At 71.4% G+C, this 18,757-nt stretch carries 18 protein-coding genes and 2 pseudogenes; 15 read left to right on the top strand and 5 right to left on the bottom strand.

Going from position 1 to position 18,757, the window contains the following annotated elements:
* Positions 1–152: 152 nt before the first annotated feature.
* From AB0I23_RS17985 to AB0I23_RS17975, 3 genes and pseudogenes are all read right to left on the bottom strand, one after another.
* Positions 153–729 (bottom strand): annotated as a pseudogene (locus AB0I23_RS17985) (ABC transporter ATP-binding protein); the annotation flags it as partial.
* On the bottom strand, positions 726–1,151 hold the full coding sequence (locus AB0I23_RS41695) for an FtsX-like permease family protein (protein WP_436846955.1): 426 nt from the start codon (positions 1,149–1,151) through the stop codon (positions 726–728). The gene AB0I23_RS41695 and the pseudogene AB0I23_RS17985, both read right to left, overlap by 4 nt.
* A 79-nt stretch (positions 1,152–1,230) precedes the next feature.
* A complete protein-coding gene (locus tag AB0I23_RS17975) occupies positions 1,231–1,914 on the bottom strand; it encodes a FadR/GntR family transcriptional regulator (RefSeq protein WP_359110282.1) in 684 nt (227 codons plus the stop codon).
* Positions 1,915–2,061: 147 nt separating this feature from the next.
* Between AB0I23_RS17975 and AB0I23_RS17970 the strand changes: the two genes are divergently transcribed.
* The 5 genes from AB0I23_RS17970 (at position 2,062) to AB0I23_RS17950 (ending at position 7,112) form a co-directional block, all read left to right on the top strand.
* A complete protein-coding gene (locus AB0I23_RS17970) occupies positions 2,062–3,021 on the top strand; it encodes a dihydrodipicolinate synthase family protein (protein ID WP_359110280.1) in 960 nt (319 codons plus the stop codon).
* The gene (locus AB0I23_RS17965) at positions 3,018–3,983 is read left to right on the top strand and encodes an ROK family protein (RefSeq protein WP_359110278.1); all 966 of its coding nucleotides are present in this window, start codon (positions 3,018–3,020) and stop codon (positions 3,981–3,983) included. Before AB0I23_RS17970 ends, AB0I23_RS17965 begins: the two co-directional genes overlap by 4 nt.
* Positions 3,980–4,660 (top strand): N-acetylmannosamine-6-phosphate 2-epimerase, encoded by a 681-nt coding sequence (locus AB0I23_RS17960; RefSeq protein WP_359110276.1) that lies wholly within the window; start codon positions 3,980–3,982, stop codon positions 4,658–4,660. The genes AB0I23_RS17965 and AB0I23_RS17960 overlap by 4 nt, the downstream gene beginning before the upstream one ends.
* Positions 4,661–4,691: 31 nt before the next feature.
* Positions 4,692–6,170 carry a sialate:H+ symport family MFS transporter gene (locus tag AB0I23_RS17955; RefSeq protein WP_359110274.1) on the top strand — a complete coding sequence of 493 codons (1,479 nt, stop codon included), beginning with the start codon at positions 4,692–4,694 and terminating at the stop codon, positions 6,168–6,170.
* A gap of 495 nt (positions 6,171–6,665) precedes the next feature.
* Complete coding sequence (locus tag AB0I23_RS17950) at positions 6,666–7,112, top strand: VOC family protein (protein WP_359110411.1); 447 nt, start codon at positions 6,666–6,668, stop codon at positions 7,110–7,112.
* Here AB0I23_RS17950 and AB0I23_RS17945 read toward each other — a convergent pair.
* Positions 7,049–7,792 (bottom strand): DUF6597 domain-containing transcriptional factor, encoded by a 744-nt coding sequence (locus tag AB0I23_RS17945; protein ID WP_359110272.1) that lies wholly within the window; start codon positions 7,790–7,792, stop codon positions 7,049–7,051. The two genes, AB0I23_RS17950 and AB0I23_RS17945, sit on opposite strands and share 64 nt — an antisense overlap.
* Positions 7,793–8,055: 263 nt before the next feature.
* A complete protein-coding gene (locus tag AB0I23_RS17940) occupies positions 8,056–9,252 on the bottom strand; it encodes a YihY/virulence factor BrkB family protein (RefSeq protein ID WP_359110270.1) in 1,197 nt (398 codons plus the stop codon).
* A gap of 17 nt (positions 9,253–9,269) precedes the next feature.
* On the opposite strand from AB0I23_RS17940, the gene AB0I23_RS17935 reads away from it, so the two are divergent.
* The 10 genes and pseudogenes from AB0I23_RS17935 to AB0I23_RS17890 all read left to right on the top strand — a co-directional run bounded on the left by AB0I23_RS17935 (position 9,270) and on the right by AB0I23_RS17890 (position 18,736).
* Complete coding sequence (locus tag AB0I23_RS17935; RefSeq protein ID WP_359110269.1) at positions 9,270–10,907, top strand: acyl-CoA dehydrogenase family protein; 1,638 nt, start codon at positions 9,270–9,272, stop codon at positions 10,905–10,907.
* A 242-nt stretch (positions 10,908–11,149) separates the two neighbouring features.
* Positions 11,150–12,023, top strand: a pseudogene (locus AB0I23_RS17930) (hypothetical protein).
* An 83-nt stretch (positions 12,024–12,106) separates the two neighbouring features.
* Positions 12,107–12,697 carry a GNAT family N-acetyltransferase gene (locus tag AB0I23_RS17925; RefSeq protein ID WP_359110267.1) on the top strand — a complete coding sequence of 197 codons (591 nt, stop codon included), beginning with the start codon at positions 12,107–12,109 and terminating at the stop codon, positions 12,695–12,697.
* 387 nt (positions 12,698–13,084) lie between these two features.
* Positions 13,085–13,168: a putative leader peptide gene (locus AB0I23_RS17920; protein WP_309500612.1), complete on the top strand. Its 84-nt coding sequence runs from the start codon at positions 13,085–13,087 to the stop codon at positions 13,166–13,168.
* Positions 13,169–13,283: 115 nt separating this feature from the next.
* Positions 13,284–14,981, top strand: coding sequence for a nitrite/sulfite reductase (locus AB0I23_RS17915; RefSeq protein WP_359110265.1), 1,698 nt, complete (start codon positions 13,284–13,286; stop codon positions 14,979–14,981).
* Entirely contained in the window at positions 14,978–15,157 is a 180-nt protein-coding gene (locus tag AB0I23_RS17910) for a hypothetical protein (protein WP_359110264.1), read from the top strand. The genes AB0I23_RS17915 and AB0I23_RS17910 overlap by 4 nt, the downstream gene beginning before the upstream one ends.
* The gene (locus tag AB0I23_RS17905) at positions 15,154–15,855 is read left to right on the top strand and encodes a phosphoadenylyl-sulfate reductase (RefSeq protein WP_359110262.1); all 702 of its coding nucleotides are present in this window, start codon (positions 15,154–15,156) and stop codon (positions 15,853–15,855) included. The genes AB0I23_RS17910 and AB0I23_RS17905 overlap by 4 nt, the downstream gene beginning before the upstream one ends.
* 23 nt (positions 15,856–15,878) lie before the next feature.
* Positions 15,879–16,424, top strand: coding sequence for an adenylyl-sulfate kinase (cysC, locus tag AB0I23_RS17900; protein WP_030917145.1), 546 nt, complete (start codon positions 15,879–15,881; stop codon positions 16,422–16,424).
* Positions 16,421–17,356 carry a sulfate adenylyltransferase subunit CysD gene (cysD, locus tag AB0I23_RS17895; RefSeq protein ID WP_359110259.1) on the top strand — a complete coding sequence of 312 codons (936 nt, stop codon included), beginning with the start codon at positions 16,421–16,423 and terminating at the stop codon, positions 17,354–17,356. The genes cysC and cysD overlap by 4 nt, the downstream gene beginning before the upstream one ends.
* Positions 17,357–18,736, top strand: coding sequence for a sulfate adenylyltransferase subunit 1 (locus AB0I23_RS17890; protein WP_359110257.1), 1,380 nt, complete (start codon positions 17,357–17,359; stop codon positions 18,734–18,736).
* Positions 18,737–18,757: the final 21 nt, after the last annotated feature.

The following is an 18,757-nucleotide window of genomic DNA, read 5'->3' as shown; positions in this document are numbered from 1 at the left end:
CCGGGGCGCCGACGCCCGCCGGGGAACGGAGCCAGGCCCTGCCGCTCGCAGGACCTGGCCCGGCGAGCCCTTGACGAGTGCCGCGGCGATGCCTAGGGTCCGTGTGCCGACAGGACGTCAGACGTCTTCTGTCTGGCTCTGATCCTGGCGCCGTCCCGACGGGTGCGGTCGGCGAGGAGAGCGGCCAGTTCGCCCGCCTGTGAGCGGTCGACGGCCGCGGTCGGTTCGTCGACCAGCAGCAGCTTCGGCGCGAGGAACAGTGCGCGGGCCAGGGCCACGCGCTGGCGTTCGCCGCCGGAGAGCCCTTCCGGGCGATGGCGCAGGCGGTGGCCGAGGCCGACCTCGGTCAGCGCTTCCTCGGCGCGTGCACGGTACGCGCCGAGGGCGCCTGCCGCTGATGTGCACGGCGGCCAGGAGCTGTTCGACGGCGGGCAGCCCGGAGAGCAGATTGCCGCTCCGGAACATGTAGCCGATCCGTTCGCGGCGGACCGCCGCACGCTGTGCGTCGGTGCGGGTCGCCAGGTCCTCGCCGTCCAGCAGGACCTGGCCGGTGGTGGGCCGCAGCAGGGCGCCCGCGACGGCAAGCAGGGTGGACTTGCCTGATCCGGACGGGCCGACGAGCGCGGTCGTACAGCCGGGCTCGAAGGTGATGTCGAGGCCGTCGAGGACGGTGGTCCGGGCGTCGGCGCGACCGAATTCGACGGTGACGCCGGTCAGTTCGAGGCTCATCGGTTGGCTCCCAGCATGGTCGGTGGGTCGGCGGTGGTGACCCGGCGCAGGGGCAGGGCGGCGCCCGCGAGGCCGACGGCGGCCACGGTGCACATGGTGACGGCGAGCGTGGCGGTGGGCAGACTGAACGGCACCTGCTCACCGACCAGCAGCCCGAAGGCTGCGGCGAGGACGGCGCCCGCCGCGGCGCCGAGGACGACGACCAGCGCGGCCTGGAGCACGGTGTGGGCGAGCAGCCGCCTGCGCGGTGGCGGTGACGGGGCCGGCCGTGCGGATGGCGGTTGCCGCCGTGATGGGGAGAGCCGCCTCGGCGTGAGGTCTGCCCGGTGACGGGGTTGCGCGGCCTTCGGCTCGGCTCCGCCTCCATCGCCGGACCGGCCCGATCGCACCCTGCCGGGCGCGATGTGCCCGGCGTGCTTCATTTCGCCCCGCCGGGCGTACACGCCCGGAGTGCTTGATTCTGCCCGCCGGACGCGGTGTGCCCCGCGGGCTCGACTCCGGTCAGCGTTCGAGCCGCGTGCGGATGCCGTCGAAGTGGGTGCGCATCGCCCGCACCGCCCGTTCCCCGTCCGCCGCCGCGACCGCCGCGACGATCTCGCGGTGCTGGGCGCAGGTGACCCCGGGGTCCTGGTGGCCGTCGTCGATGTCCTCGCGCACCCGGTCCATGGCCGCCCAGAACGCGTCCAGCACCTCGCTCAGCAGGTGATTGTCGAGCGAGGAGTACAGCGCGAGATGGAACGCGCGGTCGGTGGATCGCGCGACGCGTCCGGTGCGCGCCTCGGCCTCCATCTTCGCCACGAGCCCGTACAGCACGGCCAGATCCTCCTCCGGGATACCGGCTGTGACGGCTCCGACCAGCCCCGCCTCCAGCGCCTCCCGCACCTTCATCAGCTCGGCGAGCCCGGGCTCCCCCCGGCCGTGCCGGACGGCGGCGCGGAAGGCGAGCGCCTCGACGAACGGCGAGAGGGAGAGTGAGCCGACGAACGTGCCGAAGCCACGGCGGATCTCCACGACGTTGACGGCCTGGAGCGCCTTCAGGGCCTCGCGCACGGAGACACGTCCGACCCCGAACATCTCCATCAGCTCGGCCTCGGTGGGCAGTGCGTCGCCCGGACCGAGCCTGCGTTCCAGGATCAGCTCCTTGACCTGGCGTTCTATGTCCTGAGCCATCGTGGGCCGCGCCACAACGTCCTCCTGAGGTGCCGTTGCCCCTTGACCGGTCGCAGGAGCATCTGTTTAAGGTGAGGTCAGACATAGGACATCTTACGTCTCATGTCACTGCGCAGCCGCCACAGGCCGCGATCGGTGTACCGACAAGCTGGAGTCTTCACCATGTCTCTGACCGCACCGCTGCACGGCGTCGTCCCGCCGGTCTGCACCCCGCTCGACTCCCACGGGGAGGTCGACACCGCCTCTCTGGCCGACCTGGTCGAGCACCTCATCGGCGGCGGCGTGCACGGACTCTTCGCGCTCGGTTCCACCAGTGAGGTCGCCTACCTCACCGACGAGCAGCGCGCCACGACGCTGGAGACCGTCGTCCGTGTGACCGACGGCCGCGTCCCGGTACTGGCGGGCGTCATCGACACCACCACCGCACGCGTCGCCGAGCACGCCAAGGCCGCCGCCGGCCTCGGCGCGGACGCACTGGTCGCGACCGCGCCGTTCTACACCCGCACCCACGGCAAGGAGATCGCCCAGCACTTCCGCCGGCTGCGGGCGGCCGTCGATCTGCCGCTGTTCGCCTACGACATCCCGGTCGCCGTCCACAGCAAGCTCTCCTCCGCGCTGGTGCGCGAGCTCGCCGAGGACGGCACACTCGCCGGCCTCAAGGACAGCAGCGGCGACGAGGGCGGGCTGCGCCGGCTGATCGTGGAGCTCGGCGGGCGCGAGGGCCGCAGGGAGGGACCGGCTCCGGAGTTCAGCATCCTCACCGGTTCCGAACTCACCGTGGACGCGGCGCTGCTGGCCGGCGTCGACGGTGTCGTGCCGGGCATCGGCAATGTCGACCCGGCCGGGTACGTCCGGCTGTACGACGCCGCGCGGGCCGGCGACTGGGCGCTCGCGGCGAGGGAGCAGGAGCGGCTCGTCGCACTGTTCGCCATGGTCGATGTCGGCCCGGAGGCGGACATGGGCCGCAGCTCGTCGGCGCTCGGGGCGTTCAAGGCAGCGCTGCAGCTGCTCGGGATCATCGCGTGCGGCGACACCGCGTTCCCGCAGATCCAGCTGAGCGACGAGTCGGTCGCCCTGGTGGCGCAGCGGCTGCGCGCCGCCGGCCTGCCCGCAGGCCGATGAGCCAGAGCCCGCCGTCCACGGCCACCGGCGCCCCGGTGATCGGACTCGATCTCGGTGGTACGAAGATCGCCGCCGCGCTCCTCGGCGCGGACGGCACCGTCCTGGCGCGGTACACCCGGCCCACCCCGGCCCGGGACGGCGCCCCGGCCGTGCTCGACGCGCTCGCGGCGGCGGCCGCCGAGGTCGACCCGGCGCGGCTCGCCACCGCGCTGGGCATCGCCGCCGCCGGAGTCGTCGATCCCCGTACCGGCAGGGTCACCAGCGCCACCGACTCGCTCCGCGGCTGGGCGGGCACCGCGCTCGGTGCCGGGCTCGCGGACCGTACCGGACTACCGGTGGCCTGCGACAACGACGTACGCGCCACTGCCGGGCCGGAGCTCGCCGCACTGGTCGCGGAGGTTTCGGCCCATGCGTCACTGCTGTTCGCGGCGATCGGTACCGGTGTGGGCGGCGCGGTCGCCGTCGACGGGCGGATGCTGCACGGTGCCTCCGGCATCGCCGGACATCTCGGCCATCTGCCGAGCCCTGAGGCCGCTGGACTGCCCTGCACCTGCGGTGCCACCGGCCACCTGGAGGTCATCGCCTCCGGCCCCGGCATCGCCGCCCACTACGAACGGCTCACCGGCACCTCGGTGGACCGGCTCGAGACCGTGGCCGAGCGGGCCGCGCGGGGCGATACGGACGCCGTCCACGCCATCACCTCCGGCGCGGCCGCCACCGGTCGGGTGCTCGGCGGGCTCGCCAATGCCCTCGGCCCCGACCGGGTCGTCATCGGCGGCGGCGTCCCCCGGATCGGCTCGCTGTACGGCGATGCGCTCGCCGCGGCGTTCGCCGCCGAGCTGATGCCGCCGCTGCGGGAACTCGTACCCGTCGCGCCGTTGTTCGGCCACGACGCCGCGGTGCTCGGCGCCGCCGCCCTGACCACCGCTCTCCCCCTCCACCAGCCAGGAGCTCTCCGATGACCCCGCAGGAACTGACCGGCTCCCTCCAGGGCAAGTTGATCGTGTCCTGTCAAGCGCCTCCGGGTGACCCGATGCGGGAGACCGGCACCCTGGTCCGGCTCGCACAGTCCGCCGCCGCCGGTGGCGCCGCCGCGATCCGGGCCAATGAGCCGGAGGTCGTCGCCGCGATCACCGCAGCCGTCGAACTGCCGGTCATCGGGCTCTGGAAGGACGGCGACAACGGCGTCTACATCACCCCGACCGTCCGGCACGCCCTGGAAATCGCCGCGGCGGGCGCCGCGGTCGTCGCCGCCGACGCCACCGACCGGCCGCGCCCCGACGGCTCGGCCTTCGCCGAGCTGGTCACCGCGGTCCACGAGGCCGGTGCGCTGGTCATGGCGGATGTGTCGACGCTCGCCGAGGGCGTCGCCGCGGCCGCACAGGGCGCGGACTTCGTCTCGACGACGCTGTCGGGCTATGTGCCCGGCACGCCGCGGCAGACCGGTCCCGATCTCGACCTGGTGGCGGCACTGTCCGCCGCGATCGACGTCCCGGTGGTCGCCGAAGGCCGTATCAACACCCCCGAAGAGGCCGCCGAGGCCCTGGACCGCGGCGCCCACAGCATCGTCGTCGGCACCGCCATCACCGCTCCCACCGCCCTGACCACGCGCTTCGTGGCGGGCATAGCCCGGCCCTGAACCAGCCCCCCACCACGCGGGCGGTCGCTCGATGGCGAGCGCCGTGCCGCATCCTGGAGACACCGTGCAGACCACCACGCCCCCCTCGCTCCCCTGGTACCGCGAGGTGAGCCCCACCCAGTGGAAGTCGTTCTTCGCCGCCTGGATCGGTTACGTCCTCGACGGCTTCGACTTCGTGCTGATCACTCTCGTCCTCACCGAGATCAGTGACGACTTCGGTCTGAGCACGGTGCAGGCGGCCAGTCTGGTCTCCGGTGCGTTCATCACCCGCTGGCTGGGCGGTGCGGTGCTCGGCGCCGTCGGAGACCGGTTCGGACGCAAGCTCTCCATGATCCTGTCGATCCTGTTGTACTCGCTCGGCACCTTCGCCTGCGGGTTCGCCTGGAACTACCACAGTCTGTTCGCCGCCCGGCTGGCCATCGGCATGGGCATGGCCGGTGAGTACAGCGCCAGTTCCACGTATGTGATGGAGAGCTGGCCGGCGAATCTTCGCAGCCGGGCCAGCGGCTTCCTGATCTCCGGCTTCTCGGTCGGCTCGGTGCTCGCCGCACAGGTCTACAACTGGGTCGTGCCGTCCCTCGGCTGGCGCTGGATGTTCTACCTGGGCGTGATCCCGATCGCGATCGCGCTGTGGATGCGGCGGGCGCTCCCGGAGGCCGAGGCGTGGACGGAGTCCGTCGCCGAGAAGGGCGCCAGGCCCAACCCGTTCCGGCCGCTGTTCGTCACCCGCGCCCGGGCCACCGTCAACACGATGCTCGTCGTCCTCGCCACCGTCTCTCTCTTCATGATCTTCACCCCGACCGGTACGGGGATGGTGCCGGTGCTGTCGGTGGTCGCCGGCCTGACGCTCGCCGCGTTCGCCGTGCAGCTGGGCGGGAAGCGCAGCCGGGTGCTGTATCTGTCGATGATCGTGACGCTGTTCTTCGCGTTCCTGTACTCGTGGCCGATCCAGGCGCTGTTGCCCACGTATCTGAAGACGGAGCTGGGTTACACCCCCGACCAGGTCACCGATGTCCTCTACTTCGCGGGCTTCGGCACGATGGTCGGCTGCTGGACGGCGGGCTTCCTGGGTGACCGGATCGGCGCGAGGAAGGCGTACGCCCTGACGCTGCTGGCATCGCTCGCCTTCGTCTACCCGGTCTTCGCCGTGCACAACAATCTGCTGTTGCTCGGCGTCCTGCTCTTCGTGCTGCAGGCGACGAGTTTCGGTATCTCGGGGCTGCTGCCGCGCTACATCGGCGGCCACTTCCCGACCCGGAGCCGGGGCGCGGCGCTCGGCTTCACGTACAACGTGGGAGCGCTGGGCGGCGCCGTCGCACCGGTGCTCGGGGCGCATCTCGCGTCCGGCATGGACCTGGGCCAGGCACTGGCCGTGCTGACCTTCGCGGGCACGGTGATCGTGGTGCTGCTGGTCGGGTTCGACGTACCGGCGCGGCTGAACCGGCTCACGGACCCGGATGCGGAGTGGGACCACCTGGCGGTGCCGCTGGAGATGGAGCGGGTGTCCTGAGACCGTAGCCGCGACCCCCGTCGGGTCGAGCGCCGACCGTCCGGACGTCTTGTGGACCGCCCGCACCCCGTGCACCACCGCGGGCACGAACGCTCGCGGTCCGCCCGCGCGCGGACCCGCCGCGACGCCCGGCACCTGCACCCGGGTGATCAGGTCGACGACGACCAGGATCAGAATCGTCAGATTCAGTCCGAGGGCCGGCATTCAGCGGGGCCCGTCCACCGCTCCGTGGACGAGGGCCCGTGAGCGCGCCTCCGGTGATGAGGGCCGCGAGCGCCGCGCGGGGATTCACCGCCGCCCCTTTTCGCGGGGTCGAGACGCGGGTGGTGGACGGCTCGCCGGGGCGCCGGTCGTACAGGGACGACGGCCTTGCGTCCGAGTGCGTACTGGTCGACGACCGCGGGGAACTCACGACGTACGCCGCCCGCGTCCTCGAACGACACCAGCACCCTGCCCCGCTTGCGCGCCCGAATGCCCCGACAGCCGGGCAAGGGCATGACCGATTCGTACAAGACCCGTGGTGCGGGTCCGTTCTACGTTCGGACCATGACTCCACGACTCGACGCGATCGGCATCACGACCACGGATCTGGCCGCATCGCTCGCTTTCTACCGCCGGCTCGGGCTCGGCATCCCGGCCGAGGCGGATTCCGCACCCCATGTCGAAGTGACCCTGCCGGGCGGGCAGCGCCTCATGTGGGACACCGAGGACGTCGTCCGCTCCTACGACCCCGAGTGGTCCGGTGCGCGGGGCGGCGACCGGGTCGGGCTCGCGTTCCTCTGCGACGGTCCGGCGGAGGTGGACGCGGTGTACCGCGACCTGACCGGCGCCGGGTACCGGGGCCATCTGAAGCCGTGGGACGCCGTGTGGGGGCAGCGTTACGCTGTGGTCCTCGACCCGGACGGCTGCGCGGTGTCGCTGTTCGCCAACGCCTCGCAGTAGGCGGTCAGGGTCGTACCGGCCAGTTCGCGCATCTCCCGCGCGAGATGCGCCTGGTCGGTGCAGCCCGCCGCGAGCGCCGCCCCGGCGTACGGCGTTCCGGACCGTACGAGAGCGAGCGCGCGCTGCAGCCGCAGGACCCGGGCCAGGGTCTTGGGCCCGTAGCCGAAGGCCGCCAGGGAACGGCGGTGCAGCTGGCGGGCGCCGAGACCGGCCGTGTGCGCGGTGTCGGCGACGGACCGGCCCTGCGCCAGCTGCACGGCGACGGACCGCATCAACGGGTCCGCCGGCCCGGTCTCGGCCGCCCGCCGCAGTGCCACGGCTTCCAGGGCGGCGGCGGGGTCGGCGGCACCGGCGATGCGCTCGGCGAGTACCCGCACCCGGGCACCCGGCCACAGATCGGCGAGCTCGACCCGCTGGTCACGCAGTTCGTCCGCCGGTACACCGAGGAGCGCCGGGGCGGTGCCGGGGGCGAACCGGATGCCGGTGAACCGGCCGCCGGTCGCCCCGCCGGGCTCGTACGCGTGGGTGTCGGGTCCGGCGACGAGCAGCCGGCCGTCGGTCCAGAGCAGGTCCATGCAGCCGTCGGGCAGTACGGGCCGGACAGGTCCCTCCGGCACCTGCCGGGTCCAGACGATCGCCCCGCCGAACCGGGACTCCCGCTCCTCGTACGTTTCGTCCATGCCTCCACGCTAAGGGCTGCCCCGTCATCCTTGGCGGGCGCACGACGACGGCTACGGCGCCTCGCCGCGTTGTCGGAACGCCCGAATACGCCCGGCAGGAGGACGTCCCTCCGCCTTACGATGCACCGCGTCCGACGCCGCACGCTGATCCACCAGGGACGACGGGACAGCCCGTAGGTCCTCTCGTCACACTGCCGTCCGCCGCTTGACGGCAGTATGACGACAGGATCCGGGCGGCTGCTTCGACTGCGGGGCGGTCCGTGCTACGAACGGGACTCCCGGGACCCCTTCGTCTCCTGCTGCGCTTCCTTGGCCGGGCCCTTGACGACGTCCTTCTCGCTCCTCGGCTGCAGCAGCCGGGACTTCACGTCGTCCGGCGGCAGGAACCGCGACCACCGCTCGGGGAACTCGGACGGCATGTAGGGATTGTCGCCGTCCTCCGCGTCGTCCCACCCCTCGTCGTCGCTCTCCGCTTTCGTCCGCGCAACCAACTCCGCGGCCTGGGCGGCCCGCGCCCGGTCGTTGGCCGCACGTGCCGCCGCCGTCGCCACCGACGGCCACACCCGGTCGATGGCGGCGTTGACCGCCGCCCCCACCAGTACCGCGAACGCGGAGATGCCGATCCACAGCAGCACGGCGATCGGGGCGGCCAGCGACCCGTAGATCGTCGGCCCCTCGACCGTGCTGGTCAGATAGATCCGCAGCAGGAAGCTGCCGAGCACCCACATGGCGAGCGCCACCAGCGCGCCCGGCACGTCCTCCATCCACGGCGATCGGACCGGCACGGACACGTGGTAGAGCGTCGTCAGGAACGCGATCGACAGCAGGATCACCAGCGGCCAGTACAGGACGCTGATGACTTCCGTGCCCCACGGGATGAACTCCACGACCCGGTCGGGGCCGGCCACCAGCAGCGGCAGCACGACCGCGCCCAGCAACAGCGCGACGACGTACAGCAGGAAGGAGAGCAGCCGCGTCTTGACGATGCCGCGCTGGCCGTCGAGGCCGTACATCACGGTGATCGTGTCGATGAAGACATTCACGGCGCGGGACCCGGACCAGAGCGCGATCGCGAAACCGATCGAGATGACATCGGGGCGGGCGCCGGTCGTGACGTCCGCCAGGAGCGGTTTCGCGAAGTCGTTGACGCCCCGCTGGGACAGGACCGTCTGCGCCGCGTTGAGGATATTGCTCTCGATGGAGGCGACCGTGGTGGTACTGGTCCACTCGTCGACGTAACCCAGCAGTCCGATCAGGCCGAGCAGCAGGGGCGGCAGGGACAGCAGGGTGAAGAACGCCGCCTCGGCCGCGAGTCCCAGAATGCGGTACTCCATGCACGAATTGACGGTGTCCTTGAGCAACTGCCAGGCCATCTGCCGCTTGGATACGTTGCGGTAGAGGACTCGGGCCCGGTGGAGCCGACCCGGTGGCCGCTCGGGTGTTTCATTTACTGCCTGCACATCCTTACCGTATCGGCATGGCAGCCACCACCCACACCGTGTCCAATCAGGTCCCGCCGCTGGTCGGCTACGACGTCTTCGCCGCCGACCGCGCACTCACCGAGGCCGTGGAGCGGCATGTCGCGCCCGAGGGGCTCGCCGGGGTGCGTGAGGAGCTCCACGAACTGGGCCGGGCCGCCGGTTCCGCGCAGGTCCAGGAGTGGGGGAGGACGGCGAACGAGAATCCCCCGCAGCTCCGCACCCACGACCGGTACGGACATCGCATCGACGAAGTGGAGTTCCACCCGTCCTGGCACCGGCTGCTCGGGCACGCGGTCGGCGCGGGGCTGACGGACGCCTGGGGGCGGCCCGGCGGCCATGTGCGACGCGCGGCCGGGTTCCTGGTGTGGACGCAGGCCGAGGGCGGGCACGGCTGCCCGCTGTCGATGACACACGCGGCGGTGCCCGCGCTGCGGACCGATCCGGTGCTGGCCGCCGAGTGGGAGCCGCGGCTGACGTCGTCGGTGTACGAGCAGGGGCTCCGGCCCGCCGCACAGAAGGCCGGTGTGCTCTTCGGGATGGGCATGACGGAGAAGCAGGGCGGCACCGATGTGCGGTCCAACACGACACGGGCCGAGCCGCTGTCCGCCGACGGCGAGTATCTGCTGACCGGGCACAAGTGGTTCTGTTCGGCGCCGATGTCCGACGGCTTCCTGGTGCTGGCGCAGGCGCCCGGCGGGCTGACGTGCTTCCTGCTGCCCCGGGTGCTGCCCGACGGCACCCGCAACGTGTTCGCGATCCAGCGGCTCAAGGACAAGCTGGGCAACCGGTCCAACGCGTCGAGCGAGGTCGAGTTCGACGGGACATGGGCACGCCGGGTCGGCGAGGAGGGCCGTGGGGTGCGCACCATCGTCGAGATGGTGGCGGCGACCCGGCTGGACTGTGTGACCGGTTCGGCGGCGCTGATGCGGCAGGCGGTGGCGCAGGCGGTCCACCACTGCACGTACCGCAGCGCGTTCGGCGGGGTGCTGATCGAGAAGCCGCTGATGCGGAACGTACTGGCCGATCTGGCGCTGGAGTCCGAGGCGGCGACGGTGCTGGCCCTACGGCTGGCCGCCGCGTACGACGCGGGTACGGAGGCGGAGGCCGCGTTCCTGCGCATCGCGGTGCCCGCGGCGAAGTACTGGGTGACGAAGCGGTGCACACCGATGGTGGGCGAGGCGCTGGAGTGCCTGGGCGGCAACGGTTACGTCGAGGAGTCCGGGATGCCGCGGCTGCTGCGCGAGGCGCCGCTCAACTCGATCTGGGAGGGTTCCGGGAACGTACAGGCCCTGGATGTCCTGCGGGCGCTGCAGCGTGAACCTCAGGCGCTGAACGCGTTCCTCCAGGAGGTCGGCAGGGCGCGCGGCGCCGATCACCGGTTGGACGGGGCCATCAAGGGCATGCTGACCGAGCTCGCCGATCTGAACGGGATCGAGGCGCGGGCCCGCCGGCTCGTCGAGCGGATGGCGCTGGTCCTGCAGGGTTCGCTGCTGGTCCGCTGGGCGCCGCCGGAGGTCGCCGACGCGTTCTGTGCGTCGCGGCTGGGCGGAGACTGGGGCGCGGCGTTCGGGACGCTGCCGCACAGTCTGGACCTGGCGTCGATCGTGGAGCGCGCACGGCCCATCGCGCACTGATCCGCCCGGAACAGCGACGGAGGGTGGTGCGCGCCGACACGGCACCACCCTCCACGCTGTGCACACCGAGCAGCGGGGCACAGGCTCCGCCGTGCGGTGTTACGCCACTCTCATACGTACCTGTGGGTCCCCGCCGGAGTTGCAAAGGGTTGCAACCATTGTGTGGAGTGCGCGGAATCGGGACCCCCACGGCGTCAGGATGTGACCCGTGGGCCGCCGACACGGTCCTCGTATCCGGGGGGATGTCGACAGTGAAGACATGTGCTGCCGAGGTGACACGGCTGCCGGCCAGGGACTCGGACCGGGCCACGCGCCTGCTCCACAGGGCCCGGGAGGCGAAGCAGGCGGGCGACCGGATGCCGGTCGCGCCGTGGGCCGAGATCGTTGCCTCGTGGGAGCGGGTGCTGCGCAGTGGCGTCGATCCCGCGCGGTCCACGGAGAGTGTGCTCCTGGAGCCGGACGAGATCGAGCACCGGCGCCGGAGCTCGGCGCTGGGTGAGGTGATGCCGCTGCTCAGCGACGGCCTGGTCTCCATCGCCGACGCCGCGCAGCAGATCGTGGTCGTCACCGATGCCGAGGGCCGGGTGCTGTGGCGGCAGGGCAATCCGGGGGTGCTGCGCCGGGCCGACGGCATCCGTCTGGCGGAGGGCGCCGTCTGGTCCGAGGTGATCACGGGTACGAACGCGATCGGCACGGCGCTCGCCGGGCGCGCCCCCGTGCAGGTGGCGGACGGCCCGTGGGAAGGGGCCGCCGCGCCGGGTGGTCCTCGACCTGAGCCGGCCGCGCGGACTCGCGGTCAATGTGGTGGGCCCGGTCGGCACCTGGTCCCAGCGGCTCTCGCCGTGCCACGCCGAGCTGCTGTACGCGCCGGCGCTGCACCGCGAGGGGCGTACGGCGTCCGAGCCGGCGGAGGACATCTTCGGTGACGCGACCCGGACGGTGACGGTCCGGGCCGAGATCTCGCGGATGCGGCGCCATCTGGCCGAGGTGCCGGCGCACCGCCCGTACCGTTTCCGCGAGGGCGTCGAGGTGGAGGTGTTCCACCTGGAGCATCCGGGCGATCTGCTGCCGCGCTCGACGGCTCCGGCGGTGGTCAGGGCCCGTACGACGGAGTGACCGGAGAACCGGAGTCCCGCAGTCCGTACCGCGGGACGGGACAGGCTTTGGCCAGAGCTGCACGGCATGATTCCCTGACAGTCATGAGCAACACGGAACCCACAGCTGCCGCCGCCGAGGTGACCGTCTGGTCCCTGGAACAGACCTCCCCCGACGACCTGCGGCCCGCAGCGGCCCCCGAGGGCGACGTCCGGATCGTACGGTCGGCGGCGCCGCTGCCCGAGTTCAGCCGGTTCCTGTACACGGCGGTCGGGGGCGACATCCAGTGGACCGACCGGCTGTCGATGACGTACGCGCAGTGGCAGGAGGCGCTGGACCGGCCCGGCGCGGAGACCTGGGTGGCGTACGAGAACGGGACCCCGGCCGGGTACATCGAACTGGACCCGCAGGACGAAGGTGTTGTCGAGATCATGTACTTCGGACTGATCCCGGCGTTCCGCGGCCGCCGGATCGGCGGCCATCTGCTCGCCTACGGGGCGGCGCGCGCCTGGGACCTGGCGGAGCGCTGGCCGGAGCGGACGCCGACGAAGCGGGTGTGGCTGCACACCTGTTCCAAGGACGGCCCGCACGCGATGGACAACTACCTGCGGCGCGGATTCCGGCTCTTCGACACAAAGGTGGAGCTGGAACCGGAGGTGTCCACTCCGGGGCCGTGGCCGGGGGCGGAGCGGTAGCGGTCGGCGGACGGGGGCTCAGCCGGCGGTGCGGCGGGCGCTGACGAGGCGGCGGAGCGGCCGGGTGCCTCCGTGGCCAGGGACGACGACGGTGGTCACCGCCGTGCGCGACGCAGGGCCGTCCCCGGACCGGGACCAACTGTCGCGCACCGCCCGCCGCGTGAGGCGCCGAGCCGGATCCGGAGCCTCCGCCGGGTCGGTGCGGTGGCCCGGAGGCGGCGATGCCGGCCGGACTCAGACGGACACACGGGAGCTAGCAGCCCATACGGAGGGGAACTCCTCGGCCTCAGCGTGACCAGCACCACATCGTCTCACTTTCCGGGACAGTCCCGTCCACATCATGGATAGTGGTGGACTGCCCCGAGATTCGCGTGACACGCTTCCGTCATGTCTGGAACTGGGATCGCCTTGGTGAGTCGACGCCACGTCGACCTCGGCCGCATGTCCAGCGCCATCTGTCCGGCGGGCTGAGAGTCTCAGCACCCGCCGCGTTCCCCTTTTCTCCGCAACTCCTGCGCACCGCCGCGCCTCAGCGCGAGTGTGCAGTTCAGAGCCGCCCTCCCGCAGTCCCGAAGGACGTACTGTCATGGCCGCCACCCCGGAACAGCCTGCGACCACCACACCCCGCCGCAAGGCCGGACGCCACCGCGGCGAGGGCCAGTGGGCCGTGGGACACCACACTCCGCTCAACGGCAATGAGCAGTTCAAGAAGGACGACGACGGTCTCAATGTGCGGACACGTATTGAGACGATCTACTCCAAGCGTGGATTCGACTCGATCGACCCCAATGATCTTCGTGGACGCATGCGCTGGTGGGGTCTCTACACCCAGCGCAAGCCCGGGATCGACGGCGGCAAGACCGCGATCCTGGAGCCGGAGGAGCTGGACGACACGTACTTCATGCTGCGGGTCCGGATCGACGGCGGCCGGCTGACCACCGCGCAGCTGCGCGTCATCGGCGAGATCTCGCAGCAGTACGCGCGCGGCACCGCGGACATCACCGACCGGCAGAACATCCAGCTGCACTGGATCCGCATCGAGGACGTCCCTGCGATCTGGGAGAAGCTGGAGGCCGTCGGGCTCTCCACCACCGAGGCGTGCGGCGACTGCCCGCGCGTGATCATCGGCTCACCGGTGGCGGGGATCGCCGCCGACGAGATCATCGACGGAACGCCCGCGGTCGACGAGATCCACGACCGCTACATCGGCAACAAGGAATTCTCCAACCTGCCGCGCAAGTTCAAGACCGCGATCTCCGGCTCCCCGGTGCAGGACGTGGTCCACGAGATCAACGACATCGCGTTCGTCGGCGTGGTCCACCCCGAGCACGGTCCGGGTTTCGACGTCTGGGTCGGTGGCGGGCTCTCCACCAACCCGCGGCTCGCCGAACGGCTGGGCGCCTGGGTGCCGCTCGACGAGGTCCCGGACGTCTGGGCCGGTGTGGTGGGAATCTTCCGTGACTACGGCTACCGGCGGCTGCGTACCCGCGCCCGTCTGAAGTTCCTGATGGCCGACTGGGGCCCGGCGAAGTTCCGCCAGGTGCTGGAGGACGAGTACCTCAAGCGCCCGCTGGTCGACGGGCCCGCCCCCGAGCAGCCGAGCGGCCGCTGGCGCGACCACGTGGGTGTCCACCAGCAGCAGGACGGCCGTTTCTACGTCGGGTTCGCGCCCCGGGTCGGCCGGGTGGACGGCTCCACGCTGGCCAAGATCGCCGAGCTGGCGGCCGGGCACGGTTCGGACCGGCTGCGCACCACCGTCGAACAGAAGATGCTCATCCTCGATGTCGAGCAGAACCAGGTGGACTCCCTGGTCGCGGGGCTCGAGGCGCTCGACTTCCAGGTGAAGCCCTCGCCGTTCCGGCGCGGCACGATGGCCTGCACCGGCATCGAGTTCTGCAAGCTGGCGATCGTCGAGACGAAGGCGCGCGGCGCCTCGCTGATCGACGAACTGGAGCGCCGCCTTCCGGAGTTCGACGAGCCGCTGACCATCAATGTCAACGGATGCCCCAACGCCTGCGCCCGCATCCAGACCGCGGACATCGGCCTCAAGGGCCAGCTCGTCCTGGACGCCGACGGCAACCAGGTGGAGGGCTTCCAGGTGCACCTGGGCGGCGCACTGGGTCTGGAGGCCGGCTTCGGTCGCAAGGTCCGTGGCCTGAAGGTCACTTCGGCCGAGCTGCCGGACTATGTCGAGCGGGTGCTCGGCCGGTTCCAGAAGGAGCGCGAGGACGGCGAGCGGTTCGCGACGTGGGCGGCGCGGGCCAGTGCGGAGTCGCTGTCATGAGCGGCCGCGCCGCACCGTTCTACTGCCCGTACTGCGGGGACGAGGACCTGCGCCCGCACGGGACCGGGCACGGAGCCTGGGAATGTGCATCCTGCAACCGCGCGTTCCAGCTCACGTTCCTGGGTCTGCTGACTCGGGGACTGCAGCGCAACGACGTTGAACGGGACGGGATATGACGGACACTCTGCAGACCGATGACCTCAAGACCCTGGCCGAGCGCGCGGGCCGGGAGCTGGAGGACGCCTCCCCGCTGGAGATCCTGAAGTGGGCCGCCGACACCTTCGGCAAACGGTTCTGCGTCACCTCCTCGATGGAGGATGCGGTCGTGGCGCACCTCGCCTCCCGCGCCTTCCCCGGCGTCGACGTGGTCTTCCTCGACACCGGGTACCACTTCGAGGAGACGATCGGGACCCGCGACGCGGTGGATGCCGTGATGGACGTCAATGTCATCACGCTGACCCCGCGTCAGAGCGTCGCCGAGCAGGACGCCGAGTACGGGCCGAAGCTGCATGACCGCGACCCCGACCTGTGCTGCAAGCTGCGGAAGGTCAAGCCCCTTGAGGAGGGCCTGACGTCGTACGCGGCCTGGGCGACCGGGCTGCGTCGCGACGAGTCCCCGACCCGCGCGAACACCCCGGTCGTCGGCTGGGACGAGAAGCGGCAGAAGGTCAAGATCTCGCCGATCGCGCGCTGGACCCAGGACGACGTCGACGCGTATGTGGCGGAGCACGGCGTCCTCACCAACCCGCTGCTGATGGACGGTTACGCCTCCGTGGGCTGTAAGCCCTGCACCCGCCGGGTGCTGGAGGGCGAGGACGCGCGCGCCGGACGCTGGGCCGGCCGGGGCAAGACCGAGTGCGGGCTGCACGACTGATGACGACTGATCAGGAGACTTCGATGAGCGTGACGGAGACGGGAGCCACCATCTGGCTGACCGGTCTGCCGAGCGCGGGCAAGACCACCATCGCGTACGAACTGGCCGGGCGGCTGCGCGGCGAGGGCCACCGGGTGGAGGTGCTCGACGGCGACGAGATCCGGGAGTTCCTCTCCGCGGGTCTGGGCTTCTCCCGCGAGGACCGGCACACCAACGTCCAGCGGATCGGCTTCGTCGCCGAACTGCTGGCGGCCAACGGCGTGAAGGTGCTGGTGCCGGTCATCGCCCCGTACGCGGACAGCCGGGACGCGGTGCGCAAGCGTCACCAGGCCGAGGGCACCGCGTATCTGGAGGTACATGTCGCGACTCCGGTCGAGGTGTGCTCGGTACGCGACGTGAAGGGGCTCTACGCCAAGCAGGCGGCGGGCGAGATCAGCGGACTCACCGGGGTCGACGACCCGTACGAGGCGCCCGAGTCGCCGGACCTGCGGATCGAGTCGCACCAGCAGACCGTGCAGGAGTCCGCGGCGGAGCTGTACGCGCTGCTGAGCGAGAGGGGTGCAGCGTGACGACCGTCGCGACTGTGTCGGAAGGCACCGACAATCCGTACGCACTCAGCCACCTGGACTCCCTGGAGTCCGAGGCGGTGCATATCTTCCGTGAGGTGGCGGGAGAGTTCGAGCGGCCGGTGATCCTGTTCTCCGGCGGCAAGGACTCGATCCTGATGCTGCACCTGGCGCTCAAGGCGTTCGCGCCGGCGCCGGTGCCGTTCACCCTGCTGCACGTCGACACCGGGCACAACTTCCCCGAGGTCCTCGACTACCGCGACCGCACGGTCGCCGAGCACGGGCTGCGGCTGCATGTGGCCTCCGTGCAGGAGTACATCGACGCCGGGAAGCTCCGCGAGCGCCCCGACGGTACGCGCAACCCGCTGCAGACCGTGCCGCTGACCGAGGCGATCCAGCAGCACCGCTTCGACGCCGTGTTCGGCGGCGGCCGCCGCGACGAGGAGAAGGCGCGCGCCAAGGAGCGGGTCTTCTCGCTGCGCGACGAGTTCTCCCAGTGGGACCCGCGCCGTCAGCGCCCCGAGCTGTGGCAGCTGTACAACGGCCGGCACGCCCCCGGCGAGCACGTCCGGGTCTTCCCGATCTCCAACTGGACCGAGCTCGACGTCTGGCAGTACATCGAGCGCGAGGGCATCGAGCTTCCGGAGATCTACTTCGCCCACGAGCGGGAGGTCTTCAACCGCTCCGGGATGTGGCTGACCGCCGGTGACTGGGGCGGCCCCAAGGAGGGCGAGCGGGTCGAGACCCGGCAGGTGCGCTACCGCACCGTCGGCGACATGTCCTGCACCGGCGCGGTCGACTCGGACGCCACGACGCTCGCCGCCGTGATCACCGAGATCGCCGCCTCCCGGCTCACCGAGCGGGGAGCGACGCGCGCCGACGACAAGATGTCCGAGGCCGCGATGGAAGACCGTAAGCGCGAGGGGTACTTCTAAATGACCACACCCACCCAGCACGCAGAGCAGTTGTCGACCACGACCCTGCTGCGGTTCGCCACCGCGGGGTCCGTCGACGACGGCAAGTCCACCCTCGTCGGACGCCTCCTGCACGACTCCAAGTCGGTCCTCACCGACCAGCTGGAGGCCGTCGAGCACGCCTCGCGCAGCCGGGGCCAGGAGGCGCCGGACCTGGCGCTGCTGACCGACGGACTGCGAGCCGAGCGCGAGCAGGGCATCACCATCGATGTCGCCTACCGCTACTTCGCCACGCCGCGCCGCCGGTTCATCCTGGCCGACACCCCGGGGCATGTGCAGTACACCCGGAACATGGTGACGGGGGCCTCGACGGCCGAGCTGGCCGTCGTCCTGGTCGACGCCCGCAACGGTGTCGTCGAGCAGACCCGCCGGCACGCCGCCGTCGCCGCGCTGCTGCGGGTGCCGCACGTGGTCCTGGCCGTCAACAAGATGGACCTGGTCGACTACGCGGAGCCCGTATTCGCCGCCATCGCCGAGGAGTTCACCGCGTACGCCGCCTCGCTCGGCGTCCCGGGCTGGGGGTCCGGGGGGGACCCCCAGGAAAACTGGTGCACCGCGATCCCGATCTCCGCGCTCGTCGGAGACAACGTCGTGGAGCCGTCCGCGCACATGGACTGGTACGGCGGCCCGACGGTCCTCGAACACCTGGAGACGGTGCCCGTCAGCCACGACCTCACCGGCTGCCACGCACGCTTCCCCGTCCAGTACGTGATCCGGCCACAGACCGCCGAGCACCCCGACTACCGGGGCTACGCGGGCCAGATCGCCGCCGGCGCGTTCCGCGTGGGCGAGGCCGTCACGGTCCTGCCCTCGGGCCGCACGTCGACGATCGCCGGGATCGACGCGCTCGGCGAGAGCGTGGACATCGCCTGGGCGCCCCAGTCGGTGACCGTCCGGCTCACCGACGACATCGACGTCTCGCGCGGTGACCTGATCGCACCGGCCGACGACGCGCCGGCGGTCACCCAGGACGTCGAGGCGACCGTCTGCCACGTCGCGGACCAACCGCTCGTGGTCGGCCAGCGGGTGCTGCTCAAGCACACCACCCGCACGGTCAAGGCGATCGTCAAGGACATCCCGTCGCGGCTGACCCTGGACGACCTCTCACAGCACCCGGCGCCCGGACAGCTCGTCGCCAACGACATCGGCCGGGTCGTCGTCCGTACCGCTGAGCCGCTCGCGCTGGACGCGTACGCGGACTCCCGGCGCACCGGCTCGTTCCTGCTGATCGACCCGGCGGACGGCACCACGCTGACGGCCGGCATGGCGGGCGCCTCGTTCGCCGCCGTGGCCGAGGCCGAGGCCCAGGCCGCCGACGACGACGCCGAATGGGACTTCTGATGGTTGTCGACATCTACGCGA

This window comes from Streptomyces atratus, from assembly GCF_040655115.1.
Classification (GTDB): Bacteria; Actinomycetota; Actinomycetes; order Streptomycetales; family Streptomycetaceae; genus Streptomyces; species Streptomyces atratus_D.
Note: the sequence above shows the minus strand (reverse complement) of the source record. Positions and strands in the feature narration are given on the sequence as shown.